Source organism: Mesorhizobium sp. LjNodule214, assembly GCF_964252735.1.
Taxonomy (GTDB): domain Bacteria; phylum Pseudomonadota; class Alphaproteobacteria; order Rhizobiales; family Rhizobiaceae; genus Mesorhizobium.
In genome coordinates this window covers 2,649,227-2,671,485 of record NZ_CAXUPE020000001.1, presented here as the reverse complement: position 1 = coordinate 2,671,485, position 22,259 = coordinate 2,649,227, and the positions used below count along the sequence as shown (strand labels likewise).

Annotated in this window: 26 protein-coding genes and 1 pseudogene; 4 read left to right on the top strand and 23 right to left on the bottom strand. The window is 63.5% G+C overall.

The window, feature by feature from the left end:
• Window positions 1-40: 40 nt before the first annotated feature.
• Window positions 41-517, top strand: coding sequence for a DUF2938 domain-containing protein (locus ACSQ3Z_RS12495; protein WP_436171564.1), 477 nt, complete (start codon window positions 41-43; stop codon window positions 515-517).
• Here ACSQ3Z_RS12495 and ACSQ3Z_RS12490 read toward each other — a convergent pair.
• The 13 genes from ACSQ3Z_RS12490 to coxB form a co-directional block, all read right to left on the bottom strand.
• On the bottom strand, window positions 514-1,116 hold the full coding sequence (locus tag ACSQ3Z_RS12490) for a histidine phosphatase family protein (protein WP_436171563.1): 603 nt from the start codon (window positions 1,114-1,116) through the stop codon (window positions 514-516). The two genes, ACSQ3Z_RS12495 and ACSQ3Z_RS12490, sit on opposite strands and share 4 nt — an antisense overlap.
• Before the next feature lie 41 nt (window positions 1,117-1,157).
• On the bottom strand, window positions 1,158-1,676 hold the full coding sequence (gene rnhA / locus ACSQ3Z_RS12485) for a ribonuclease HI (protein WP_436171907.1): 519 nt from the start codon (window positions 1,674-1,676) through the stop codon (window positions 1,158-1,160).
• 5 nt (window positions 1,677-1,681) lie between these two features.
• On the bottom strand, window positions 1,682-2,644 hold the full coding sequence (locus ACSQ3Z_RS12480) for a homoserine kinase (RefSeq protein WP_436171562.1): 963 nt from the start codon (window positions 2,642-2,644) through the stop codon (window positions 1,682-1,684).
• A gap of 7 nt (window positions 2,645-2,651) precedes the next feature.
• Window positions 2,652-3,662 carry a 4-hydroxy-3-methylbut-2-enyl diphosphate reductase gene (gene ispH, locus ACSQ3Z_RS12475; protein WP_436171561.1) on the bottom strand — a complete coding sequence of 337 codons (1,011 nt, stop codon included), beginning with the start codon at window positions 3,660-3,662 and terminating at the stop codon, window positions 2,652-2,654.
• 70 nt (window positions 3,663-3,732) lie between these two features.
• Window positions 3,733-4,488: an SURF1 family protein gene (locus ACSQ3Z_RS12470; RefSeq protein ID WP_436171560.1), complete on the bottom strand. Its 756-nt coding sequence runs from the start codon at window positions 4,486-4,488 to the stop codon at window positions 3,733-3,735.
• The gene (locus tag ACSQ3Z_RS12465; RefSeq protein WP_404277219.1) at window positions 4,485-4,871 is read right to left on the bottom strand and encodes a DUF983 domain-containing protein; all 387 of its coding nucleotides are present in this window, start codon (window positions 4,869-4,871) and stop codon (window positions 4,485-4,487) included. Before ACSQ3Z_RS12465 ends, ACSQ3Z_RS12470 begins: the two co-directional genes overlap by 4 nt.
• Window positions 4,872-4,874: 3 nt before the next feature.
• Window positions 4,875-5,366 carry a L,D-transpeptidase family protein gene (locus ACSQ3Z_RS12460; protein WP_436171559.1) on the bottom strand — a complete coding sequence of 164 codons (492 nt, stop codon included), beginning with the start codon at window positions 5,364-5,366 and terminating at the stop codon, window positions 4,875-4,877.
• Window positions 5,367-5,452: 86 nt separating this feature from the next.
• Window positions 5,453-6,334, bottom strand: coding sequence for a cytochrome c oxidase subunit 3 (locus ACSQ3Z_RS12455; RefSeq protein ID WP_436171558.1), 882 nt, complete (start codon window positions 6,332-6,334; stop codon window positions 5,453-5,455).
• A 1-nt stretch (window position 6,335) separates the two neighbouring features.
• The gene (locus tag ACSQ3Z_RS12450; protein ID WP_436171557.1) at window positions 6,336-6,965 is read right to left on the bottom strand and encodes a cytochrome c oxidase assembly protein; all 630 of its coding nucleotides are present in this window, start codon (window positions 6,963-6,965) and stop codon (window positions 6,336-6,338) included.
• 8 nt (window positions 6,966-6,973) lie between these two features.
• A complete protein-coding gene (locus tag ACSQ3Z_RS12445) occupies window positions 6,974-7,135 on the bottom strand; it encodes a hypothetical protein (protein ID WP_081482316.1) in 162 nt (53 codons plus the stop codon).
• A gap of 2 nt (window positions 7,136-7,137) precedes the next feature.
• Window positions 7,138-8,082: a heme o synthase gene (locus tag ACSQ3Z_RS12440; protein WP_436171556.1), complete on the bottom strand. Its 945-nt coding sequence runs from the start codon at window positions 8,080-8,082 to the stop codon at window positions 7,138-7,140.
• Window positions 8,083-8,155: 73 nt separating this feature from the next.
• Window positions 8,156-9,808 carry a cytochrome c oxidase subunit I gene (gene ctaD / locus ACSQ3Z_RS12435; protein WP_006206344.1) on the bottom strand — a complete coding sequence of 551 codons (1,653 nt, stop codon included), beginning with the start codon at window positions 9,806-9,808 and terminating at the stop codon, window positions 8,156-8,158.
• A gap of 38 nt (window positions 9,809-9,846) precedes the next feature.
• Window positions 9,847-10,764: a cytochrome c oxidase subunit II gene (gene coxB / locus ACSQ3Z_RS12430; protein WP_436171555.1), complete on the bottom strand. Its 918-nt coding sequence runs from the start codon at window positions 10,762-10,764 to the stop codon at window positions 9,847-9,849.
• 375 nt (window positions 10,765-11,139) lie between these two features.
• Between coxB and ACSQ3Z_RS12425 the strand changes: the two genes are divergently transcribed.
• From ACSQ3Z_RS12425 to ACSQ3Z_RS12415, 3 genes and pseudogenes are all read left to right on the top strand, one after another.
• Window positions 11,140-11,685 (top strand): invasion associated locus B family protein, encoded by a 546-nt coding sequence (locus ACSQ3Z_RS12425; RefSeq protein WP_436171554.1) that lies wholly within the window; start codon window positions 11,140-11,142, stop codon window positions 11,683-11,685.
• 136 nt (window positions 11,686-11,821) lie between these two features.
• Window positions 11,822-13,234 (top strand): metalloprotease TldD, encoded by a 1,413-nt coding sequence (tldD, locus tag ACSQ3Z_RS12420; RefSeq protein ID WP_436171553.1) that lies wholly within the window; start codon window positions 11,822-11,824, stop codon window positions 13,232-13,234.
• 57 nt (window positions 13,235-13,291) lie between these two features.
• A pseudogene (locus tag ACSQ3Z_RS12415) lies at window positions 13,292-13,429 on the top strand (AbrB/MazE/SpoVT family DNA-binding domain-containing protein); the annotation flags it as partial.
• 1 nt (window position 13,430) lies between these two features.
• Here the strand turns inward: ACSQ3Z_RS12415 and ACSQ3Z_RS12410 are convergent.
• The 10 genes from ACSQ3Z_RS12410 to ACSQ3Z_RS12365 all read right to left on the bottom strand — a co-directional run bounded on the left by ACSQ3Z_RS12410 (window position 13,431) and on the right by ACSQ3Z_RS12365 (window position 22,167).
• The gene (locus ACSQ3Z_RS12410; protein ID WP_436171552.1) at window positions 13,431-14,672 is read right to left on the bottom strand and encodes a class I SAM-dependent RNA methyltransferase; all 1,242 of its coding nucleotides are present in this window, start codon (window positions 14,670-14,672) and stop codon (window positions 13,431-13,433) included.
• The gene (locus tag ACSQ3Z_RS12405) at window positions 14,669-15,433 is read right to left on the bottom strand and encodes a TlyA family RNA methyltransferase (RefSeq protein WP_436171551.1); all 765 of its coding nucleotides are present in this window, start codon (window positions 15,431-15,433) and stop codon (window positions 14,669-14,671) included. Before ACSQ3Z_RS12405 ends, ACSQ3Z_RS12410 begins: the two co-directional genes overlap by 4 nt.
• A gap of 54 nt (window positions 15,434-15,487) precedes the next feature.
• Window positions 15,488-15,781, bottom strand: coding sequence for a hypothetical protein (locus ACSQ3Z_RS12400; protein WP_436171550.1), 294 nt, complete (start codon window positions 15,779-15,781; stop codon window positions 15,488-15,490).
• A gap of 149 nt (window positions 15,782-15,930) precedes the next feature.
• Entirely contained in the window at window positions 15,931-17,889 is a 1,959-nt protein-coding gene (gene dxs, locus ACSQ3Z_RS12395; protein WP_436171549.1) for a 1-deoxy-D-xylulose-5-phosphate synthase, read from the bottom strand.
• 63 nt (window positions 17,890-17,952) lie between these two features.
• A complete protein-coding gene (locus tag ACSQ3Z_RS12390; protein ID WP_436171548.1) occupies window positions 17,953-18,873 on the bottom strand; it encodes a pirin family protein in 921 nt (306 codons plus the stop codon).
• 9 nt (window positions 18,874-18,882) lie between these two features.
• On the bottom strand, window positions 18,883-19,149 hold the full coding sequence (locus ACSQ3Z_RS12385) for a DUF2277 domain-containing protein (protein ID WP_436171547.1): 267 nt from the start codon (window positions 19,147-19,149) through the stop codon (window positions 18,883-18,885).
• Window positions 19,150-19,194: 45 nt separating this feature from the next.
• Window positions 19,195-19,446: an exodeoxyribonuclease VII small subunit gene (locus tag ACSQ3Z_RS12380; protein ID WP_192183651.1), complete on the bottom strand. Its 252-nt coding sequence runs from the start codon at window positions 19,444-19,446 to the stop codon at window positions 19,195-19,197.
• 3 nt (window positions 19,447-19,449) lie between these two features.
• Complete coding sequence (locus tag ACSQ3Z_RS12375; protein ID WP_436171546.1) at window positions 19,450-20,376, bottom strand: histone deacetylase family protein; 927 nt, start codon at window positions 20,374-20,376, stop codon at window positions 19,450-19,452.
• Between the two features lie 84 nt (window positions 20,377-20,460).
• The gene (locus ACSQ3Z_RS12370; RefSeq protein WP_436171545.1) at window positions 20,461-21,444 is read right to left on the bottom strand and encodes a hypothetical protein; all 984 of its coding nucleotides are present in this window, start codon (window positions 21,442-21,444) and stop codon (window positions 20,461-20,463) included.
• Window positions 21,445-21,573: 129 nt separating this feature from the next.
• Entirely contained in the window at window positions 21,574-22,167 is a 594-nt protein-coding gene (locus tag ACSQ3Z_RS12365) for a TetR/AcrR family transcriptional regulator (protein WP_436171544.1), read from the bottom strand.
• Between the last annotated feature and the right edge of the window lie 92 nt (window positions 22,168-22,259).

Here is a 22,259-nt window from a genome sequence, read left to right as displayed (position 1 = left end):
GTAGGTGCTTCTGGATCTTCACTTTTGGGGGACCTCAGCGATGTTCGATATTGTCTGGCGCAGCGTAGCGATCGGCATTGGCGCGACGGTGCTGATGGATATCTGGGCCTTCTTCCTTCATGTGGCTTTTGCCCAGCCGCGGCCGAACTGGGGACCGGTCGGCCGCTGGGTCTGGCACTTGAGAAACAAGGTGTTTCACGACGACATCGCGGAGGCCTTGCCTTACGCACATGAAGTGGCGCTGGGCTGGGCCTTCCACTATGCCGTCGGCATCGCCTACGGCATCATCCTGGTCCTGCTGGCGGGAACGGCGTGGCTTGCCGCACCGACCTTCCTGCCGGCCTTCATCCTGGGCATGGTGACAGTCGGCGCCGGCTGGTTCCTGCTGGCGCCCGGCATGGGTGCCGGCTGGGCGGCTTCAAAGCGCCCCAACCCGATGCAGATCCGGGCGCTCAATCTGGTATCGCACACGGTATTCGCGCTTGGGCTCTACGGCACGGCGCTCCTGATCCGCTAGCTGAATTGGCCGGCACCGAGTTGCACCGGCCTGTCGATTGGCCGCCATCCGTGGAGAACGCGGCGCGCTCCGATATCGTAAGCGAAGTAGTTGCCGCCGCCCGCGGGCTGATCCGCTTCGCGGCTGATTCCCCGACCGCTGAGAGACAGCAACAGGAGCGTTCCCACGCCGCCATGGCCCACGAAGGCAATATCGTCGGCGCCGTTTGCGCCAAGCACGGCTTCGACCTCGCTCACAATGCGATGCTGGGCATCGATGGCCCGCTCCCATCCGCGAATGCTGCTTTGTGGATTGGCGAAGAACTGGTCCGCAACCGCTTCGAACTCCGGCGGTGGCAGGAAACCCGTTGCCGACCGATCGTTCTCATGCATCCGGTCCCTCACCTCGACCGCAAGGCGCAGATGCCTTGCGAGGATCTCGGCGGTCTCTATCGCCTTGCGTTCGCCTGACGACACGATACGCCGGATCGACCCTATCCATGGCTGGTCGAGTATTGCAGAGGCTCTCGCTCGCCCGATGTCGGATAGCCCCCACTGCGGCACCGGAATGCCAGCATCGATCTGAACCTGGGGATGCGTGATATAGTATGCGACAGGCACGATGGAGGTCTTTCTGCCAGTCAGCGGACCCGCGCCCGAATTCAATAACTCTGGTTCGAACGCCGCGCCTTTGCGACCGCCTGCGCAGCTGGCTGCGGCGTCACTGTAGGCCTTGACGGGCCCTTCTTGAACGGCGCCATGCCTTCCCGCGCCAGTTCGTCGGCGCGCTCGTTCTCGATATGGCCGGCATGGCCTTTGACCCAGTTCCAGGTCACTTGATGGCGCCTGTTGGCCTCGTCCAGCGCCTGCCAGAGTTCGCCATTCTTGACCGGCTTCTTGTCGGCGGTCTTCCAGCCGTTCTTCTTCCAGCCATGGATCCACCTGGAAATGCCGTCCATGACGTATTTGCTGTCGGTGTGCAGGTCGACCGCGCACGGCTCCTTCAGCGCATTGAGCGCCGAGATGGCAGCGAGCAACTCCATGCGGTTGTTGGTCGTCTCGGCCTCGCCGCCCGACAGTTCCTTGGTTTTGCCGTTGAAGCGCAGAATCGCTCCCCACCCGCCGGGGCCCGGATTGCCCGAACAGGCGCCGTCGGTGAAGATTTCAACACGCTTGGTCATGTCGGTCATGTCAGCCCGTATTCGGAAGGAGATTTGATCGCCCGGTGGAAGCGCATGCGGCGGATATACTCGGTCGGGTCACGTTTCATGACCAGCCCGCCATTCGGAATGGTCAGCCAGTCATAGAGGCGGGTCAGCATGAAGCGCAGCGCCGATCCCCGCGCCAGGATCGGCAGCGCGGCCTTCTCCTCGCCGCTCAGGGGCCGCACGCTCTGGTAACCGGCCAGCAGCGCGGTGCCCTTGGTCAGGTTGAACGAAAAATCCTTCTCGAAGCACCAGGCATTGAGACAGGTGGCGACGTCATAGGCATAGAGGTCGTCGCAGGCGAAATAGAAGTCAATCAGCCCGGAGAGTTTCTCGCCGAGGAAGAAGACATTGTCGGGAAAAAGGTCGGCATGGATGATGCCTTGCGGCAGGTCCTTCGGCCAGTTGCGTTCGAAATCGGCTAAATCGGCATCGACCTCGGCCGCCAGCCCCGGCTCGACTTCGTCGGCGCGGGCATGGGAGGCGTTCCACAGCTTGCGCCAGCCATCGATGGCAAGCGCATTCGGCCGGGTCATGGAAAAATCCTGGCCGGCAAGATGCAGTTCGGCCAGTGCCTTGCCTACCTCGCCGCAATGCGCCGCCGTCGGCCGCCGCAGCGACAGGCCCTCGAGGAAGGTGATGATGACCGCTGGGCGGCCGGCCAGCGCGCCGATGACGGTGCCGTCATGCGCGGTCACCGGAAGCGGGCAGGAAATGCCCTTCCTGGCGAGATGGCCCATCAAGCCCAGAAAGAACGGCAGGTCGGCCTTGTCGACGCGCTTCTCGTAGAGCGTCAGGATGTAGGAACCGCTCGTCGTGTGCAGCAAAAAATTCGAATTCTCGGTGCCTTCGGCAATGCCCTTGTAGGACAGGAGTTCGCCGACCGGATAGGCCTGCAGGAACGTGCCAAGCTCGCCCTCGCTGACGTCGGTGTAGACCGCCATGGGCTGTTCACGCGGCTCCGTTGACGAAAGCCATGTCGGCCTTCGTCAGTTCGACATCGCGCAAAACCCGCATGACCGGAAAGTCCTCCGTTTCCGTTGCCGTGATCGCCAGATCGATGGTCACATCGAAGCGCTGGCGGAAGGCATCGATGATTTCGTCGACGATAATTTCCGGCGCCGACGCGCCAGCCGACAGGCCAAGCGTCGAGATGCCGGCGATGTCATTCCACGGAATTTCAGAAGCGCGCTGCACGAGAAGCGACATCTTGGCACCGGCGCGTTCCGCGACTTCGACAAGACGGCGCGAATTGGAGGAGTTGGGCGCGCCGACGATCAGATAGAGATCGGCACCCGCCGCGGTTTCCTTGACCGCCTCCTGGCGGTTGGTGGTGGCGTAGCATATCGATTCCGCTGCCGGCGCATACAGAGCGGGAAAGCGATCCTGCAATGCCCGGATGATGCCGGCGGTGTCCTCGACCGACAGCGTCGTCTGGGTGACGAAGCCGAGTGCCTCGGGATCGGCAGGCGCAAGCTTCGTGGCGTCCGCCTCGGTCTCGATCAGCGTGACGGCGCCGTCCGGCAGTTGGCCCATGGTGCCGATCACTTCGGGATGCCCGGCATGGCCGATCAAAAGCACGTGGCGGCCGAGGCGCTGGTGGCGCATTGCCTGCTTGTGGACCTTGGAGACCAGCGGACAGGTGGCGTCGAGATAGAACAGGTTGCGGGCCTGCGCATCGGCCGGCACCGATTTCGGCACGCCATGCGCCGAAAACACGACCGGGCTCTGACGATGCTCGGCCGGAATTTCCGAGAGTTCCTCGATGAAGACGGCACCCAGGCTCTGCAGGCCCTCGACGACATAGCGGTTGTGGACAATCTCGTGACGGACATAGACCGGCGCGCCGTATTTCTTCAGCGCCAGCACGACGATCTGGATGGCGCGGTCGACGCCTGCGCAAAAGCCACGCGGCTGGCAGAGCCTTATCGTCAGTGGGGGCTTGGTCGTGGTGTGAAGCATGAATCCGGGCCGGTTGTTCAGAGCCGAAATGAGGTGCGCACCCCTGCCCTGTCAAGGGCGGCGGCAACGATCATTCCGCTTTCGCCGGACGGCGAAGCCTGAAGATGAGGACGCCGGCAAGGGCAGCGGCAAGGCCGTACCAGGTGAAAGCATATTGCAGATGGCTGTTCGGCAGGTCGATGATGGTGACGCCGCCGACCGGCAGGCCGCCGGGGTTTGGCGTCTTGTCGGCATCGATGAAGAACGGCACCAGGCGGGCAGCGCCAGGCAGGCCGGCGCTCGCCGCCATCACATCGCGATCCTTCCAGTAGAAAATGTTCTTCTGGACGTCGTTGTCGGGAACCATCATCGACGGCTTCGCGGGCAGCGGGTTGCGGGCAAGTCCGGTCACCGTCACCTTGCCCGCCACCTGCCCTTGCGGTCGCTTGGTGGCGTCCTTCAGGTCATAGGGCACGAAGCCGCGATTGATCAGCACGAAACGGCCATCGTCCAGTTGCAGCGGCGTGATGACGTCGAAACCGGCAGCACCGTCCCAGGTCGAATAAAAATGCCGCTCGCCCTGGTGCAGGAAAGTGCCTGACACCGTCACCGGCGTGTAGTCGATATCACCAGAGGAAGCGAACTGACTTTCGACCTCGGCCAGCGGCCGCGGCGCCGAATGCGTGCGCTGGTCTATGGTCTGGAGAAGACCTTCCTTCCAGTGCAGGCGCTGCATCTGCCAGGTGCCGAGCGCCAGCAGGATGACGAACACCACCAGGCCGAGGCCGAGCAGCAATGCCGTCTTCGGCCGCGAACGGCCGGCACTCTTGGCCGAAGCCTCGCTCATTCGCCGCGGTCCAGCCTGCCCTCGGCCGCCTTGTTGGCGTATTGCAGCGTCAACAGCACGCCCTTGATCAGCCTGAGTGCCGTCAGGCACAGCACCAGTGCCAGCGGTATCCAGACCAGCAGATGCAGCCACAGCGGCGGGCTCAGCGTCACCTCCACCCACAGAGCCAGCCCGACGACGATGAAGCCGATGATCAGGATGACGAACACCGCCGGTCCATCGCCGGCATCGGCATAGGAATAGTCCAGGCCACAATTCATGCAGCGCTTGCCGACGGTCAGGAACCCGGAAAACAGCCGTCCCTCACCGCAGCGCGGACAGCGGCCGTGCAGGCCGGCCGAGATCGGCTCAATGGGTGGCCAGATCGCCTTGTCGTCGCTCATGCTTTACGGCCCGATCTCGATTGGCGTTCCATCGGCCACCATGGCCCAGATTTCATTCATATCGGAGTCCGTAACGGCAATGCAGCCGTCGGTCCAGTCGACCAATTGAAGCAGCCAGATCCACCAGCCATAGCCGTTGGGCTGGCCATGGAGCATGATCATGCCGCCGGGGTCGACGCCGGCCGCCTTCGCAGCCGCCATCTCCTCGGTATTCGGATAGGAGATGTGGATCGACTTGTGGGCGATGCTGTCGGGGTTGCGCCAATCCAGCAAATAGCGCCCCTCTGGCGTGCGCTGGTCACCTTCCCTGTGCTTTTGCCCGACAGGGTCGCCACCCAGAGCGATGCCGTAGGTGCGCAATATTTTGCCATCGCCGACCAGTTCCAGCCGCCGCTCCGACTTGTCGACGCGGACCAGATCGACGCGTTCGCTTGCGAAGGCTGGGACTACTGCGGCAAAGCCGGCACAAATGACAAAAAAGTGTCTCGAACGCATCGGCCATCGATTGATGATGATTATGCCGAAATGAAGAAGGCGGCCACGTTGCCGCAGCCGCCTTGTCGATTTCCGAGCGAAAGCTGTCAGTGGCCTTCGATCAGCGCGCCGTTCGAGGCCCAGACATAGACCGCGCTGAACAGGAACAGCCAGACCACGTCGACGAAGTGCCAGTACCAGGCCGCCGCCTCGAAGCCGAAATGCTGCTTCGGGGTGAAGTCGCCCTTCATGGCGCGCACCAGGCAGACAGCCAGGAAGATGGTGCCGATGATGACATGGAAACCATGGAAGCCGGTCGCCATGAAGAAGGTGGCGCCATAGATGGAATCCTTGAAGGCGAACGGCGCGTGCATGTACTCGTAGGCCTGCACCATGGTGAACAGCATGCCGAGGCCGACGGTGAGCACCAGGCCGTTGATCAGGCCCTTGCGGTCGCCGTGAAGCAGCGAATGATGCGCCCAGGTGACCGTCGTGCCCGACAGCAGCAGGATGATGGTGTTGTAGAGCGGCAGGTGGAAGGGATCGAGGACCTCGATGCCCTTCGGCGGCCAGACGCCGCCGGTGAAGGTGGTGCGGGCGTAATTCTGGACCTCGCCGGGAAACAGGCTGGCGTCGAAGAAGGCCCAGAACCAGGCGACGAAGAACATCACTTCCGAAGCGATGAACATGATCATGCCGTAGCGCAGATGCAGCGACACGACGCGGGTGTGATGGCCCTCATGCGCTTCCTTGATGGTGTCCGACCACCAGGCGAACATCGTGTATATGACGATCAAGAGGCCGATGAAGAACAGCCACGGATTGGCGATGTTGTAGCCGAAGATCGGGAAATCGCCGGCCTTGAGATACTGCATATAAGCGACGCCGCCGATAGCGGTCACCAGCGCGCCGATGGAGCCCAGGAAGGGCCACGGGCTCGGGTCGACGAGATGGTAGTCATGCTGTGGTTTTGCGTGCGCGTCGGCCATATCAACCCCCGAGATTTGCTTCGGTATCTGGAACTTCGTTGCTGCTTGCGGCCGGCGCTGACGACGCGACCGGCTTGTTCTTTTCGACCGGGAACATGGTGTAGGACAGGGTGATGGTCTTCAAGTCCTTCAGTTCCGGCACGTTGACGATGTCGGGATCCACGTAGAACACGACCGGCATGTCCAGCGTCTCGCCGGGCTTCAGCGTCGTGTCGGTGAAGCAGAAGCACTCCACCTTGTTGAAGTAGGGCCCGGCGAGTTCCGGCTGCACGTTGAAGGTCGCGCGGCCGGTAACGGGGCGGTCGAACTTGTTGGTCGCGGTGTAGTGCGCCTGGACCGTCTCACCGATCTTTATGGTGATCGAACGGGTGACCGGCTGGAACTGCCAGGGAACGCCCGCGGTGTTGGCATCGAAGCGGATGGCGACATCGCGGTCGAGCACGCGGTTCGCGTATTGCTGGGTGGCGCGTTTGGTCGTGCCGCCATAACCGGTCGCCTGGCAGAACATCGCATAGAGCGGCACGGCGGCGTAGGCCATGCCGATCATGCCGGTGAAGAACGCAATGCAAACGCCCGCGACGATGCGGTTGGTGTTCTTCTTTGCGGGATCGGTGACTGTCTGGCGGGTCATCTTCGGCCTCACATCGCCGCGCCGCCGGTATGGCCGAATTTCACGATGGTGGCGACGTAGAAGATGACGACAAGCACCGCCAGCGCCAGGCCAATGGCGGCGGAGCGGTTGCGCTGGGCTTTCTTCTGGCGTTCCGTCAACGTGATGAGTTCGAGTTTCTTGTCGACCATGATCATGCTCCGCCGATCGCAAGCGCGCGACTGACGACGCTGTCGGCAAGGTAGATGGCGAAGATGGCGAAGAGGTAGAGTAGCGAGTAGCCGAACAATGCCTTGGCCGGCTTCATCTCGCGGTCGCCGTCGCTCATGCGCAGCACCTTCCATGCATACCAGACGAAGCCCGCGCCGAGCAGCAGCGCGGCGATGCCATAGGCCGGCGTGGTGAAGCCGAGGACCCATGGCAGCACGCCGACAGGCGCCAGGATCAGCGCGTAGGCGAAGATCTGGCGCCGGGTCGAAGCCTGACCGGCGACGTTCGGCATCATCGGGATGCCGGCCCTGGCATAGTCCTCGGACTTGAAGAGCGCCAGCGCCCAGAAATGCGGCGGCGTCCACAGGAAGATGATCAGGAACAGGACAAGGCTTTCGAGGCTGACCGTGCCGGTCACCGCGGCCCAGCCGATCACAGGCGGAATGGCGCCGGCGGCACCGCCAATGACGATGTTCTGCGGCGTCCAGCGCTTCAGCCACATCGTGTAGATGACGGCGTAGAAGAAGATGGTGAAGGCCAGCAGGCTGGCCGACAGCCAGTTGACGAGGACGCCGAGCGTCATCACCGACAGCACCGAGAGCACCAGGCCGAAGGTCAGCGCCTCGCCGGGCTGGATGCGGCCGGCAGGGACCGGGCGGCTTGCGGTCCTGGTCATGACCGCATCGATGTCGGCGTCATACCACATGTTGAGCGCGCCCGAGGCGCCGGCGCCAATCGCAATCGACAGGATCGCGATCACCGCCAGCAGCGGGTTGATGGTCACGGGCGCCGCGACCAGCCCGACAAAGGCCGTGAACACCACCAGCGACATGACGCGCGGCTTCAGCAGGGCCAAGAAATCGCCTGCGGTGGCTTCCGACATGCGAAAGCCCGCTTCGTCAATCAATGGTTTGTCGACAAGGGCCATGCGTACTTAAGTCCATCATTCCGTTGGCCAAAACCGCCGGCGTGCCGGCGGTTTCGTATTCGCGGGCAGCCGCTTACTTGATCTTCGGCAGCTGTTCCCACTGGTGGAACGGCGGCGGCGAAGGCAGCTGCCATTCCAGCGTCGTTGCACCCTCTCCCCATGGGTTGGCGCCGGCGATCCGCTTCTTCTGGAAGGCTTCGAACACGCCATAGAGGAAGATCATCACGCCGACGGCCGAGATATAGGACCCCATGGACGACACCCAGTTCCAACCGGCAAACGCGTCCGGATAGTCGATGGTGCGACGCGGCATGCCGGCGAGACCGAGGAAGTGTTGCGGGAAGAAGATCAGATTGACGCCGACGAAGGTGACCCAGAAGTGGGTGTTGGCGATGACCGGAGAGTACATGTAGCCGGTCATCTTCGGGAACCAGTAGTACCAGCCGGCGAAGATGGCGAAGACCGCGCCCAGCGACAGCACGTAGTGGAAGTGGGCGATGACGAAATAGGTGTCATGCAGCGAGCGGTCGAGGCCGGCATTGGCCAACTGGACGCCGGTGACGCCGCCGATGGTGAACAGGAAGATGAAGCCCAGCGCCCACAGCATCGGCGTCTTGAACGAAATCGACCCGCCCCACATCGTCGCGATCCAGGAGAAGATCTTCACGCCCGTCGGCACCGCGATGACCATCGTCGCGAAGACGAAATAGCGCTGCGTGTCGAGCGACAGGCCGGTCGTGTACATGTGGTGCGCCCAGACGATGAAGCCCACCGCACCGATGGCGACCATGGCATAGGCCATGCCGAGATAGCCGAACACCGGCTTCTTCGAGAAGGTCGAGACGATGTGGCTGATGATGCCGAAGCCCGGCAGGATCAGGATGTAGACTTCCGGGTGACCGAAGAACCAGAACAGATGCTGGAACAGGATCGGGTCGCCGCCGCCGTCCGGCGCGAAGAAGGTGGTGCCGAAATTGCGGTCGGTGAGCAGCATGGTGATGCCGCCGGCCAGAACCGGCAGCGACAAGAGCAGCAGGAAGGCGGTGATCAGCACCGACCAGGCAAACAGCGGCATCTTGTGCAGTGTCATGCCAGGCGCGCGCATGTTGAAGATGGTGGTGATGAAGTTGATGGCGCCGAGGATCGACGACGCACCGGCAATGTGGATCGACAGGATCGCCAAATCCATGGCCGGTCCGGGCTGGCCCGAGGTCGACAGCGGCGGATAGAGCGTCCAGCCGCCACCGACGCCGTAGGCGCCCGGCGCGCTCGGCATGAAGGCTGAAGCGATCAGCAGGATGAAGGCCGGCGGCAGCAGCCAGAACGAGATGTTGTTCATCCGCGGGAAGGCCATGTCAGGCGCGCCGATCATGATCGGCACCATCCAGTTGGCAAAGCCGCCGATCAGCGCCGGCATGACCATGAAGAAGATCATGATCAGCGCGTGCGCGGTGCCGAAGGCGTTGTACATGCTCTTGCCGCCGTCGATCGCGGCATCGCCGTTCATGCCGTAGACCATCTGCGCCAGACCGGTGAAGATCTGGATGCCCGGCTCCTGCAACTCCATGCGGATGACGACCGACAGGGCGCCGCCGACGATGCCCGCGAAGATCGCGAAGATCAGATAGAGCGTACCGATATCCTTGTGGTTGGTCGAATACACCCACCGGACCCAGCCGTGATACGGCTTGTGGTCGTGATCGTCGTGAGCTGCAGCGTCTGCCATGTTCGGCTCCGTTCCCTGATCTTATTTCGGTCGCGGCATCAGTTGCCGGCGGCCGCAACCTTGTTTGTGCCGTCGACCTCGGCCATCAGCGCCTTGTTGGCACCAGGAAGGTCGGTCTTGGCTGCTGCCAGCCAGGTGCTGTACTGCGCATCGGAGACGACGCGGATCGCGATCGGCATGAAGGCGTGGTCCTTGCCGCAGAGCTGCGAGCACTGGCCGTAGTAGAGGCCTTCCTTTTCCGCCTTGAACCAGGTTTCGTTGGTGCGTCCGGGAACCGCGTCCATCTTGATGCCGAAGGCGGGCATGGCAAAGGAATGGATGACGTCGGTTGCGGTGACCAGCACGCGGGTCATGGTGTTGACCGGCACCACCATCTCGTTGTCGACGGCGAGCAGACGCGGATAGACCTTGCGATCTTCCTTGCCGGCGGCCTTACGATCGCCGTCCTGAAGGATGGCCGAGTTGAAGGAAAGCGTCTTGTCGACCTGGTACTCATAGTCCCAGTTCCACTGGTTTCCAGTCGCCTTGATGGTCAGCTTGGCTTCTTCCGGCGGCGTGTATTGCGCGGTCAGCAACTGGAACGAAGGGATGGCGATGAAGAGCAGGATAACGACCGGGCCGACCGTCCAGATCACTTCGATCAGCGTGTTGTGGCTGGTCTGCGAAGGGACCGGGTTCACGCTTGCACGGAATTTCCAGATGCAGACGGCGAGCAGAACAAGCACCAGAATGGTGATCGGGACGATGAACCACATCGTATAGTTCCCGAACCACTCGATCTGCCGCATCATGTCGGTTGCGGGCGGCTGGAAGCCGATCTCCCACGGCTGGGGCTGGGCCGCATTGGCGGCGCTCGCACCGGCCACGATCATGGCGGCGGCTCCCGCGCTTGCTAGAGACTTGGCGCTTGCTAGAGACTTGGCGCCAGCTAGGAATTTTCTCATCGCCCTCATCATCTCCCAGTTCCTCGCGATCGGACCGCAAGAATAACGAACCACGCCGGGATGGGAATCCCGGACAGTCCCAAGGGTGGTTCAAACCATACTCTATTTCCCTCCGCAAGAAAGGAGCGGCCGAAACCGTGCGGCATTTTTGCGCGCAAGCCTCGACCGTCGCTTTTGGTGGCATGAGGCCTTTCGTCGATCGATGACGCATGGACGGCAACCGCTACTTTCCGGAATGCTTCGCACTATCCGCCGGGCGGTCGCAATTCGGGCGAATTTGGCTTGGAAAAGCGCATTATTGCAGGTGTCCGGACGGACGGGCGACGGTCTCGTCCTTTACTTGGCCTTGGCGCGGCTTAAAGTGCCGTGATTCGCAATGGAGCCGTCATGAACTCTTGGCTTTCAAAACTTGGGTGTTCGAGAACTTTGGCTAAGGCCATTTTTCTTGCCGCCCTGTTTGGTACCGGCCTGTCAGGCATCGGTTCGGCCAATGCCGCACAGCCAAGCGGCACGGTGCGCTCGACGCATGGCGCGTGGTCGATCATCTGCGATACGCCGGCTGGCGCGACATCAAAACAATGCGTGATGATGCAGAACGTCGTTGCCGAGGACCGTCCGGAGATGGGGCTGTCGGTGGTCGTGCTGCGCACCGCCGACAACAAGGCGGAGATCTTGCGCGTGCTGGCGCCGCTCGGCGTGCTGCTGCCCAACGGGCTTGGCCTCAATGTCGACGGCAAGGATATCGGCCGCGCCTATTTCGTGCGCTGCTTCCAGGACGGCTGCTATGCCGAGGTCATTCTCGAAAAGCCGCTGCTCGACACGCTGAAGACCGGCACCTCGGCCACCTTCATCGTTTTCCAGACGCCTGAGGAAGGCATCGGCATTCCCGTCGACCTCAAGGGCTTTGCCGACGGCTTCGCCGCGCTGCCCTGAGCGGCGAAGAATATCGTCATTGCGTTTGGCGCCACCTGTCTGACGTCATTGTGATTGGCGCCCTTGCCGATTGTCTCGGCACGCCTTCGCGCCTACATCGGGGAAAACGCCCAATCCTCCCGCGGACGGACCTGCCATGAACAGCCTGATCGGCCAATTCGACATTTCCGACGATCGCATCAAGCGCATCGTCGCCGAAACCATCAACGGCGCCGACGACGGCGAACTGTTCCTCGAATACAGCGAGAGCGAAGCGCTGATGTTCGACAATGGCCGGCTGAAGACCGCCAACTTCAACACCGACCAGGGGTTCGGTCTGCGCGCTGTTGCCGGCGAGGCCAGCGGCTATGCGCATTCGAGCGATCTTTCCGAAGCCTCGCTGCTGCGCGCGGCCGACGCCGTTTCGACGGTCAAGGGCGGCTATTCCGGCACGCTTGCGGCAGCGCCCGCACGCACCAACCGCCATCTCTATGGCGAGGAGAACCCGATCCCCTCGCCTTCCTTCGAGACCAAGGCCAAGCTGCTGCAGGAAATCGATGCCTGGTTGCGCGCCGAGGATTCTCGCGTGCGCCAAGTCACGGCCTCGCTCGCCGCTTCCTGGCAGCATGTCGAGATCGTGCGCGCCGACGGCCAGATGGTGCGCGATATCCGCCCGCTGGTCCGCATCAATGTCTCCGTGGTCGTCGGCAGCGGCGACCGCCAGGAGAGCGGCTCCTACGGCATGGGCGGGCGCAAGGCGTTCGGCGAGTTCCTGGTCGAGGAGAGCTGGAAGCATGCCGCCAAGGAGGCGCTGCGCCAGGCGCTGGTCAATCTCGAGGCGGTTCCGGCGCCGGCCGGCACATTCGACATCGTGCTCTCCAGCGGCTGGCCGGGCGTCATGTTGCACGAGGCCGTCGGCCACGGGCTCGAGGGCGATTTCAACCGCAAGAAGACCTCGGCCTTTGCCGGCCTGATGGGCCAGCAAGTGGCGGCCAAAGGCGTTACAGTCGTCGATGACGGCACCATTGCCGAACGGCGCGGCTCGCTGACCGTCGACGACGAAGGCACGCCCTCGGCCCGCAATGTGCTGATCGAAGACGGCAAATTGGTCGGCTACATGCAGGATCGCCAGAACGCCCGGCTGATGGGCATGAAGGCGACCGGCAACGGAAGGCGCGAAGGCTATGCGCATCAGCCGATGCCGCGCATGACCAACACCTACATGACCTCGGGCGACATGGAACCGGACGAGATCATCGCCTCGGTCAAGAACGGCATCTATGCCGTCTCCTTCGGCGGCGGCCAGGTCGATATCACCTCGGGCAAGTTCGTGTTCGGCTGCACAGAGGCCTACATGATCGAGAACGGCAAGGTGACGCAGCCGATCAAGGGCGCCATGCTGATCGGCAACGGGCCGGACGCCATGCACCGCGTCAGCATGGTCGGCAACGATATGAAGCTCGACAACGGCATCGGCATGTGCGGCAAGGCCGGACAGGGCGTGCCGGTCGGCGTCGGCCAGCCGCATCTCAGGATGAACCAGATGACGGTCGGCGGCACGCGGGTTTGATGCGATGGCCACTGCAGAAAGTTCGTCGTCACCATTTCGACCGAGAGCCAGGTCACACAACCTGCTCCGGTTTTTCCCATAACGCGACCAGAGGATGTGTTCGGGTCCCTGCCCAACAGAGGCAAGCCGAAGACCTTGAGAGAAATGGAAGCGGGTGTGCTCGCGGAAGCTCGACGCCGCCATACTCGCGACTGACCTACCGTCTCTTCCTCGGCTTCTCCAGCAATGCAACAGCTTCGACATGCGGCGACCACAGGAACTGGTCGATCGGCGTGACACTTTTCAAGGTGTAGCCACCATCGATGAGGATGCGCAGATCCCGCGCGAGCGTCACCGGATTGCACGAAACGGCGGCGACGAACGGCACGTCGGAGCGGGCGATCTGCTTCGACTGGTCCTCGGCGCCGGCGCGGGGCGGGTCGAAGACAAGGCCGTCGAAGGCATTCAACTCCTTGAAGGTGAGCGGGCGCCGGAACAGGTCGCGGCGTTCGCTGGTAACCCGCTTCAGGCCAGTGGCGAAACGGAAGGCACGGTCAAGTGCAGAAAGCGCCGCCGCATCGCCTTCCGCCGCGTGCACCTCCGACTTCGCGGCCAGGCGCAGCGCGAAGCTGCCACAGCCGGCAAAAAGGTCGGCGACCTTTTTTGCGCGTGACAGATGCTGGCCGACGATATCGGCCATGGTTTGCTCTGCAGCCTCGGTGGCCTGCAGGAATGCGCCCGGCGGCACCGCGACCGCCACGGTTCCGAACTGCACTGTCGGCTTCTTCGGCTCGACGATGATCTCGCCGTCGACCGACAGCCTGGCCAACCCCTCCGCAATGACGAAGTTCGAAGCGATGCGACGCTGGTTCTCGCCGAGCTTGCCGGATTCGTGGACCGCGACGTCGAGGCCGGACCCGGTGACCGTCACCGTCATATGGAACGATTTGGTGGTGGCGCAGACCAGCTCGGCGAGTTTTTTCAGACTATCGAGCGCGGCGACGATCGCCGGCAGCGAGATCGGACATTCCTCGATGGCAATGATTTCCGACGACAGGGCGCGCACGAAGCCCAGTCGCATGCCGGCCTCGGTGCGCCGGGCGGAGAAGACGACGCGGCGGCGCGTCGCCGGCGCGCACGGCACCAAGGCGCCGATGTCGCCGGCTATGCCCTTGCTTTTCAGCGCATGCACGACCTTGTCGCGCTTCCACTGGCGGTAGGCTTCGGCCTCCAGATGCTGGACGGCGCAGCCGCCGCATTCGGTGAAATGCCGGCAGGCTGGATCGATCCTCAGCCGCGAAGCCTCCAGCACAGACATAAGCGTGGCGCGATCCTTTTCGCGCGCGGCAGTCACAATCTCGCCCGGCAGCGTGAAGGGAATGAAGACCTCGCCGGTTTCGGTCGCGGCGACGCCATCGCCTTGCGAGCCCAGCCTTGCGATGGTGAAGCGCGCGCTCATCGATCCTTGATCCCACCGAGCAGGAATTCGCGATTGCCGTCGCCGCCCTCGATCGGCGACAGATGCAGCCCCAGCGAGCGCCAACCGGGCATGCTGTCGAACCAGTCCTGCAGCACGCCGGCAACGCGGGCGGCGTCATAGGGATCCTTGAGCAGGCCGCCCTTGCCGATCGCCGCGCGACCGGCCTCGAATTGCGGCTTGACCAGAAGCACCGTGCGGGCGCCGCTGCCGGCCAATGCGAGCGCCGGCGGCAGCGCCAGCTTCAGCGAGATGAAGCTGACGTCGCAGACAATGAAATCCGGAATACGACCGCCGAGATCGGCGACGGTGAGGTCGCGGGCATTGAGGCCCTCGATGACAGTCACGCGTGGATCGCCTGCGATATCAGGATGCATCTGGCCGTGGCCGACATCGATCGCCGTGACATGCGCCGCGCCGCGTTCGAGCAGCACCTGGGAGAAGCCGCCGGTCGAGGCGCCGATGTCGAGCGCTTCGCTGCCGGCCGGGTCGAGACCGAAATGGTCGAGCCCGGCGATCAGCTTCAGCGCCGCGCGAGACACATACCCCTGTGCCGGGTCGTCGATCGCGATCAGGCATTGCGGCGGGACGGTCTGGCCAGGCTTGCGGGCGATGGTGCCATTGACCGTCACCGTGCCGCGCTCGATCGCGTCGCGGGCACGCGAGCGGCTAGCGAACAGGCCGCGTTCGACGAGCAGTTCGTCGAGCCGCTGGCGCGCGCTGGCTGGCAGAGGGGAGTTCATCGGCCTTCATGGCGAAAGCCGGTGATGAACGCAAGGATGTTGGAAGCCGCAGATCTAGAAGATGGTTCGCGAAACCGGCCGTTCGACGGCCGGCGCCAGACCGTCATTGGGGTCGCCGGAAGCCTGCCTGCCCGGACGCTCGGCAGGAACTGCCGGCGCTGCGACAGTCTCCGGCAGGACGACGAATTGCGGCCGTTGCTTGTAGGAAAAGCCGCCGCGGATGCCGCCGATCTTGCCGGCGACGATGTCCATGGCCGCCTTTTCGAGATTGCGGTCGTAGCGCGTTTCGGCCATCGCAGGTGCTGCGATGACGGCCGAAAGGGCCATGCCATACAAAAGCGTTTTCATTTTTCGTCGTCCCCCTGCCGGACAGCCTTCTAGCAGGGCGGCGTTGAGAAACGGCCAAAAGACACGGTAAGCAAAACGCCAAATGGCAGCGTAAACAGGGCGTTACAGCCGCAAGCCGGCAAACTGATTCAGAGGCTTGAGGTTTTGATTCAGGCGCGCTGCGCGTGCGCGGTGTGGCCGAGCGCGGCAAAGACGGTGCGCACGATGCCGGCCGAGTCTAGCCCGGCGTCGGCATACATCTTCTCGGGCTTGGCGTGGTCGGTGAAATCGTCCGGCAGCACCAGCGGACGCACCTTGAGCCCGCTTTCGAGCAAGCCTTCATGGGCGAGGAACTGCAGCACGTGGCTGGCGAAGCCGCCGACGGCGCCCTCCTCCACCGTCACCAGAACCTCGTGCGAGCGGGCGAGCCGGCGGATCAGATCCTCGTCGAGCGGCTTGGCGAAGCGGGCGTCGGCGACAGTGGTGGAAAGACCGGCGGCACCAAGCTCCTCGGCCGCCAGCAGACAGTCCTGCAGCCGCGTGCCGAAGGACAGCAGCGCCACCTTGGTGCCTTCCCGGACGACGCGGCCCTTGCCGATTTCGAGCACGGAGCCGCGCTCCGGCATGTCGACGCCAACGCCGTTGCCGCGCGGGTAACGGAAGGCGATGGGGCCGTCATCATAGTGGGCGGCGGTGCGCACCATATGGCGCAGTTCCGCTTCGTCCGCCGCCGCCATGACGACGAAGCCCGGCAGCGTTGCCAGGAAGGTGGTGTCGAAAGCGCCGCAATGGGTGGCGCCGTCGGCACCGACGAAACCGGCGCGGTCGATGGGAAAGCGCACCGGCAGTCTCTGGATCGCCACGTCGTGGACGACCTGGTCGTAGGCGCGCTGCAGGAAGGTCGAATAGATGGCGGCGAAGGGCTTATAGCCTTCGGTGGCGAGACCGGCGGCGAAGGTCACGGCGTGCTGCTCGGCAATGCCAACATCGAAGGTCCTGGACGGGAACGCCTCACCGAAGAGGTCGAGGCCGGTGCCGTTCGGCATCGCGGCGGTGACAGCGACGATACGGTCGTCCTCGCGGCCTTCCTGGACCAGGCTTTCGGCGAAGACCTTGGTGTAGCTCGGCGCGTTGGCCGGCGCCTTGGCCTGCGCGCCGGTGATGACGTCGAACTTGTTGACGCCGTGATATTTGTCGGCGGCGGCCTCGGCCGGGCCATAGCCCTTGCCCTTCTGGGTCACGACATGGATCAGCACCGGACCGTCGCCATTGTCGCGGACGTTCTTCAGCACCGGGATCAGGTGTTCGAGATTGTGCCCGTCGATCGGGCCGATGTGGTAGAAGCCGAGTTCCTCGAACAGCGTGCCGCCGGTGACGTAGCCGCGCGCGTGTTCAACCGCCCTGGTGATGGCGCGATCGGCGCGCTTGCCGAGGTAGGAGGTCAGCTTCTTGCCGAAATCGCGCAGGCCGAGATAGGCCTTGCCCGAAGCCAGACGCGCCAGATAGGCGCTCATCGCACCGGTCGGCGGCGCGATCGACATGTCGTTGTCGTTGAGGATGACGATCAGGCGGGCGTCGAGCGCGCCGGCATTGTTCATCGCTTCATAGGCCATGCCGGCTGACATGGCGCCGTCGCCGATGACGGCGATGACGTTGTTGCGGCCACCGGAAAGGTCGCGCGCCATCGCCATGCCGAGGCCGGCGGAGATCGAGGTCGAAGAGTGGGCGGCGCCGAACGGGTCGTATTCGCTCTCGGCGCGGCGGGTGAAGCCGGAAAGGCCCCCCTCCTGACGCAACGTGCGGATGCGGTCGCGACGTCCGGTCAGGATCTTGTGCGGATAGGCCTGGTGGCCGACATCCCAGATCAGCCGATCGTCCGGCGTGTTGAAGACATAGTGCAGCGCCACCGTCAGTTCCACGACGCCAAGGCCGGCGCCGAGATGGCCGCCAGTGTGCGAGACGGCATCGATCAGCTCGACGCGTAGTTCCGAAGCGAGCTGCGGCAACTGGCTTTCGTCAAGCGTGCGCAGGTCGGCCGGAATGCGAACCTTGTCGAGAAGCGGCGTATGCAGCGTTGCGTTCACTGTTAAGGGGCCTGCTGAAACCTGATGTTCATGCGCGTCGATCATGGGCGAAATATGCCGCCTGCCGGCGAATGTAAATGCGTGTCAGTGACGCGGGTAGCTCTGGCGTTAATTGTCCGGTAACGGAATGAACTCTTCCTCATCTCCAGGAACGATATCGAAGCGGCCGGTCTTCCATTCTTCTTTTGCCTGTTCGATGCGTTCCTTCGAGGACGAAACGAAATTCCACCAGATGTAGCGCTTGGAGCCGAGCGAGGCGCCGCCGAACAGCATGAAATGGGCGCCCGTCTCCGACGACACGACGATCTCGTCGCCGGGCCGGAACACCAGAAGCCGCTCCGCCGGGAAACGGTCACTGGAGATCGAAACCTCGCCTTCCAGCGTGTAGATGGCGCGTTCCTCGGCATCGGCGGGGATTTTCACACTGGCGCCGGGCGTCAGCCTGAGGTCGGCATAGAGCGTGTCCGAGGACGTGGTGACCGGCGATCGCAGCCCGGAAAGCGCGCCGATGACGACGCGGCCGCTGACGCCTTCGGCATCGATCTTGGGCAAATGAAGGGCGGCAGTGTTCTCGAAGACCGGCGCGACCTCCTCCTTGCCGTCGGGCAGTGCCAGCCAGGTCTGCAAGCCGGAGATCGACATCGGCGCACCGCGCAATTCCTCCGGCGTGCGCTCGGAATGAACGATGCCGCGGCCGGCAGTCATCAGGTTCACGTCGCCGGGTTCGATCACCATTTCGGTGCCGAGCGAATCGCGATGCCTGATCTTGCCGTCGAACAGATAGGTTACCGTCGACAGGCCAATATGCGGGTGCGGGCGCACGTCGAGCGCCTGGTCGGCCCGCAAAATGGCCGGGCCCATGCGGTCGAAGAAGATGAAGGGACCGACCAGCCGGCGCCTGGCGGTTGGCAAGGCACGGCGAACCTGGAAACCGCCAATGTCCTTGGCATTCGGAATGACCATCAGCTCGATCTGGTCGCAGGCGAAAGCATCGCCGGGCGAAGGATCGTTGCCGGGAAAGAAACTCATGGAATCTCCTCAGGCGAAACGGAGTGCGGATTTGGCCTTTGCCTTGGCCGCCACCTCCTCGCGATTGCGCGGATGATGCGTGGTTTCAAGCGAATGGAGCAGTTCGTGCGCCGATTCGGCAATCGCCTCGACGGCGCGGTCGAAGGCCTCCTGGTTGCGCTTCGAGGGCCGGGTCGTCCCGCTCAATTTGCGCACGAACTGGAGCGCGGCATCGCGGATCTCGTCATGGGTCGCCGGCGGATCGAAATTGAACAGGGTCTTGATGTTTCTGCACATCGCTTGAACTCCTTACCTGCTATCCTCGCCCAGCCCTTCCAATTCCTAGTCCGCGTCGAGCGGCTCCGTTCCCACCGGCTTGCCGTCGCGCGACAGCCTGATCTTCTCGACCTTGTCTTCTGCCGCCTTCAGCAGCCGGTCGCAATGCGCCTTCAGCGCCTCGCCGCGCTCGTAGATGCGGATCGACTGGTCGAGCGGCACGTCGCCGCGCTCCAGATCGTCGACGATCTTTTCCAACGCGTCGAGCGCCTGCTCGAAGCTCATCGCCTTGACGTCGTCGTTGCCTTCGCCTGCCATACCCTATCCCTTCATCAGCCGCCCGACATGGGCGGCGACCGAAAATGCCAATCCCTGCAGATCGTAGCCGCCCTCGAGCAGGCTGACGAGCCGGTTGCCGCTGTGGCGCCCTGCGCGCTCCATCAGTTGGCCCGTCGCCCAGTCGAAATCCTCCTCGGTCAGGTTGATCTCGGCCAGCGGATCGCGATGGTGGGCGTCGAAACCGGCGGAGATGATGATCAGGTCGGGGGCGAAATCGTCGAGCGCCGGCAGGACGCGCGACAGGAAGGCATCGCGAAACACCTCGCTGCCGGTCTGCGGCGCCAGCGGCGCGTTGACGATGTTGCCGGCGCCGGTTTCGTTCTTCGCGCCAGTGCCGGGATAGAGCGGCATCTGGTGCGTCGAGCAATAAAGCACCGACGGATCGTCCCAAAAAATGTCCTGCGTGCCGTTGCCGTGGTGGACGTCCCAGTCGACGACGGCGACGCGCTCGGCCTGATGCTTCCTTTGCGCGTAACGCGCCGCGATCGCCGCGGTATTGAACAGGCAGAAGCCCATCGCCGTGGTCTTCTCGGCATGGTGGCCGGGCGGCCGCGCGGCGACGAAGGCATTGGCGGCGCGGCCCTCGAAGACGTCGTCGACGGCGGCATTGGCCGCGCCGATCGCCGTCACCGCTGCCTGCCAGCTTTTGGGGCTGGCGCTGGTGTCGGCGTCGATCGAGACGATGCCGGTCTCGGGGATCGCGGCGCGGACCCGCGCGACGAAATCCTCGGGATGCGCATAAAGGATGGTTGCCTCGTCGCCTTCAGGCGCCTTGACGCGATCCAGCGCGGCAAAGGCCTCGTCGTCGAGCACGCGCTCTATGGCGCGCAAGCGGTCTGGCCGCTCCGGATGGCCCGATGGCGTCAGGTGTTCGAGGAAGATCGGATGGGTGTAGAGCCTGGTGACCATGCCCCGATATAGGCGCGTACGGGCGCTTTGACCATGTTTTCGCGCCTTCGTCGCGCAATGTTCAACAGGGATTGGGTGGGGCTATTAATTATTGGGTGCCGGCTGGGTCCAGCGCGAGCCGCCGAACGAGGCCAGCGCCTTGTCTTTGAGTTCCCTGAATTTCGAGGAGGCTTCCGACAGCCGCCGGTCCCAGTCGGGATTGGGCACCTGGCCCTCGATGGTGCTGAAATAGACCTGCATCAGCGAAGCGATGGCGAAGGGCTCGATGAAGGCGGCCTTGAAGGCCCAGGCGAAGACGATGGCCATCACGAAGGCCCAGCCGCCGAGCTGGCCCGGCATGAACCAGAGGATGGCGCCGGCGGGCGCCAGCATCAGCAGGAAGATAGCGAGGGACACGCCCCACATGATCACCGACAGCCAGATCGCGTTCTTGACCATGGTCTTGCCGTTCTGTGCGTAGAGCACGATGCCTTGCCTGGCCGTCTCGAAGGGCGAGGTGGAATTGATGCGGATGTTGTAGCCGAGGATGATCTCGTCGACGTAGGTCAGCGACATGCGGATGACGGTGGTGATGAAGCTGACCAGGCCGCTCAGGCCCGGAATGGGCAGGAAGGCGGCGATGCCGCCGATCAGGCCGGTGATGGCGCGGATGGCGCCCTTGACCAGCTGGTCGAGCACGAACAGCACATTGGCCTCGGCGAAACGCTCGGTCACCACGGCCCTGGCATAGGAGATCTGGTCCTGCCCGCCAGGCACGTCCTGGCCATCGATCAGGTGGACCATGACCGCGATATGGCCGGCCTTGACGATGTAGAGGATGTATTCGCGGATCCAGTATACGGCGATCGAAACGACGCCGAAGCCGACCACGCCGCCCCACAGCGCAAAGGACAGCGGTCCATCCGGGTCGGTCGAGATGTGGCCGACGCCGTAGCCGACACTGGCGCCGGTGCCGGTGGCCATGATGTAGGCCAGCGTGATGCCGAAATAGACGATCATGCGGAAGACGATGAAGGGCCATGTCCTGATCATGATGGACACCGACCTGCCGATGCTGAAGTCCCACATGCCCCGAATCTCCCGCCTCAGAGATGGGCGGAAAGGATGAACCTCGGTCGGCGATTGTCAATCTCGGGAGCGCCACGCGGCCGCAAACCGGTGCACAGCCTTGGGCGACCAGCGCGGTCAGCGGGCCTGTCAGTCTTTTTTGAGCAAGCCTTCGAGCAGCTGCTTGAAGGCCGCCACCACCTTCTTCGACGTCGCCTCGGGGTCTTGTGAATTGGCGATCCGCTGAGACGCCTGGCTGCTCGCGCCGTTGATCAGCCGTGCGGCGGTCTCGGGGTCGAGGTCGGCTACGACCACGCCCTCCTCCTGCAGCCTGGTCAGGTGATTGGTGATCGAAGCCGCGCACGCATTGGCGTTCGCCCACTGTGCCGGATCGCCGAGCACCGCCGGACCGTCGCGGAACATGATGCGCTGGATTTCCGGCTCCAGCGCCATCTCGATATAGGTGGTGCATTCGTCGACAAAGTGCTGCCAGCGGGTCGGCGCCAGCGCCGCCGCCTCATTGACCCGCGCCGCCATCTCGCCGTCGATCTCGGCAATGACCGCCTGCAGCAGTCCCTTCTTGTCACCGAAGTGATGATAGAGCGCGCCGCGCGTCAGCCCGGCCGAGGCAGTGAAATCATCCATCGAGGCTTCCGCATAGCCGATCGTGCCGAAGGCATGGCGGGCCGCGGTGATCAACTTGGCGCGCGTCTCGGCGATCATCTCCTTGCGGGGTCTGTGCATGGCTCTGGCCCTATTAACATACGTCTCGTATGCCAATTGACATACGCGACGTATGAGCTATTTGATACTCATACGCCACGTATGTAAATGTC

Bases quoted from the DNA above. Each gene is read 5' to 3' on its own strand.
- ACSQ3Z_RS12495 (WP_436171564.1), top strand. From the start codon at position 41: ATGTTCGATATTGTCTGGCGCAGCGTAGCGATCGGCATTGGCGCGACG.
- rnhA (WP_436171907.1), bottom strand. From the start codon at position 1,676: ATGACCAAGCGTGTTGAAATCTTCACCGACGGCGCCTGTTCGGGCAAT.
- ACSQ3Z_RS12480 (WP_436171562.1), bottom strand. From the start codon at position 2,644: ATGGCGGTCTACACCGACGTCAGCGAGGGCGAGCTTGGCACGTTCCTG.
- ispH (WP_436171561.1), bottom strand. From the start codon at position 3,662: ATGCTTCACACCACGACCAAGCCCCCACTGACGATAAGGCTCTGCCAG.
- ACSQ3Z_RS12470 (WP_436171560.1), bottom strand. From the start codon at position 4,488: ATGAGCGAGGCTTCGGCCAAGAGTGCCGGCCGTTCGCGGCCGAAGACG.
- ACSQ3Z_RS12465 (WP_404277219.1), bottom strand. From the start codon at position 4,871: ATGAGCGACGACAAGGCGATCTGGCCACCCATTGAGCCGATCTCGGCC.
- ACSQ3Z_RS12460 (WP_436171559.1), bottom strand. From the start codon at position 5,366: ATGCGTTCGAGACACTTTTTTGTCATTTGTGCCGGCTTTGCCGCAGTA.
- ACSQ3Z_RS12455 (WP_436171558.1), bottom strand. From the start codon at position 6,334: ATGGCCGACGCGCACGCAAAACCACAGCATGACTACCATCTCGTCGAC.
- ACSQ3Z_RS12450 (WP_436171557.1), bottom strand. From the start codon at position 6,965: ATGACCCGCCAGACAGTCACCGATCCCGCAAAGAAGAACACCAACCGC.
- ACSQ3Z_RS12445 (WP_081482316.1), bottom strand. From the start codon at position 7,135: ATGGTCGACAAGAAACTCGAACTCATCACGTTGACGGAACGCCAGAAG.
- ACSQ3Z_RS12440 (WP_436171556.1), bottom strand. From the start codon at position 8,082: ATGGCCCTTGTCGACAAACCATTGATTGACGAAGCGGGCTTTCGCATG.
- ctaD (WP_006206344.1), bottom strand. From the start codon at position 9,808: ATGGCAGACGCTGCAGCTCACGACGATCACGACCACAAGCCGTATCAC.
- coxB (WP_436171555.1), bottom strand. From the start codon at position 10,764: ATGATGAGGGCGATGAGAAAATTCCTAGCTGGCGCCAAGTCTCTAGCA.
- ACSQ3Z_RS12425 (WP_436171554.1), top strand. From the start codon at position 11,140: ATGAACTCTTGGCTTTCAAAACTTGGGTGTTCGAGAACTTTGGCTAAG.
- tldD (WP_436171553.1), top strand. From the start codon at position 11,822: ATGAACAGCCTGATCGGCCAATTCGACATTTCCGACGATCGCATCAAG.
- ACSQ3Z_RS12410 (WP_436171552.1), bottom strand. From the start codon at position 14,672: ATGAGCGCGCGCTTCACCATCGCAAGGCTGGGCTCGCAAGGCGATGGC.
- ACSQ3Z_RS12405 (WP_436171551.1), bottom strand. From the start codon at position 15,433: ATGAACTCCCCTCTGCCAGCCAGCGCGCGCCAGCGGCTCGACGAACTG.
- ACSQ3Z_RS12400 (WP_436171550.1), bottom strand. From the start codon at position 15,781: ATGAAAACGCTTTTGTATGGCATGGCCCTTTCGGCCGTCATCGCAGCA.
- dxs (WP_436171549.1), bottom strand. From the start codon at position 17,889: ATGATCGACGCGCATGAACATCAGGTTTCAGCAGGCCCCTTAACAGTG.
- ACSQ3Z_RS12390 (WP_436171548.1), bottom strand. From the start codon at position 18,873: ATGAGTTTCTTTCCCGGCAACGATCCTTCGCCCGGCGATGCTTTCGCC.
- ACSQ3Z_RS12385 (WP_436171547.1), bottom strand. From the start codon at position 19,149: ATGTGCAGAAACATCAAGACCCTGTTCAATTTCGATCCGCCGGCGACC.
- ACSQ3Z_RS12380 (WP_192183651.1), bottom strand. From the start codon at position 19,446: ATGGCAGGCGAAGGCAACGACGACGTCAAGGCGATGAGCTTCGAGCAG.
- ACSQ3Z_RS12375 (WP_436171546.1), bottom strand. From the start codon at position 20,376: ATGGTCACCAGGCTCTACACCCATCCGATCTTCCTCGAACACCTGACG.
- ACSQ3Z_RS12370 (WP_436171545.1), bottom strand. From the start codon at position 21,444: ATGTGGGACTTCAGCATCGGCAGGTCGGTGTCCATCATGATCAGGACA.
- ACSQ3Z_RS12365 (WP_436171544.1), bottom strand. From the start codon at position 22,167: ATGCACAGACCCCGCAAGGAGATGATCGCCGAGACGCGCGCCAAGTTG.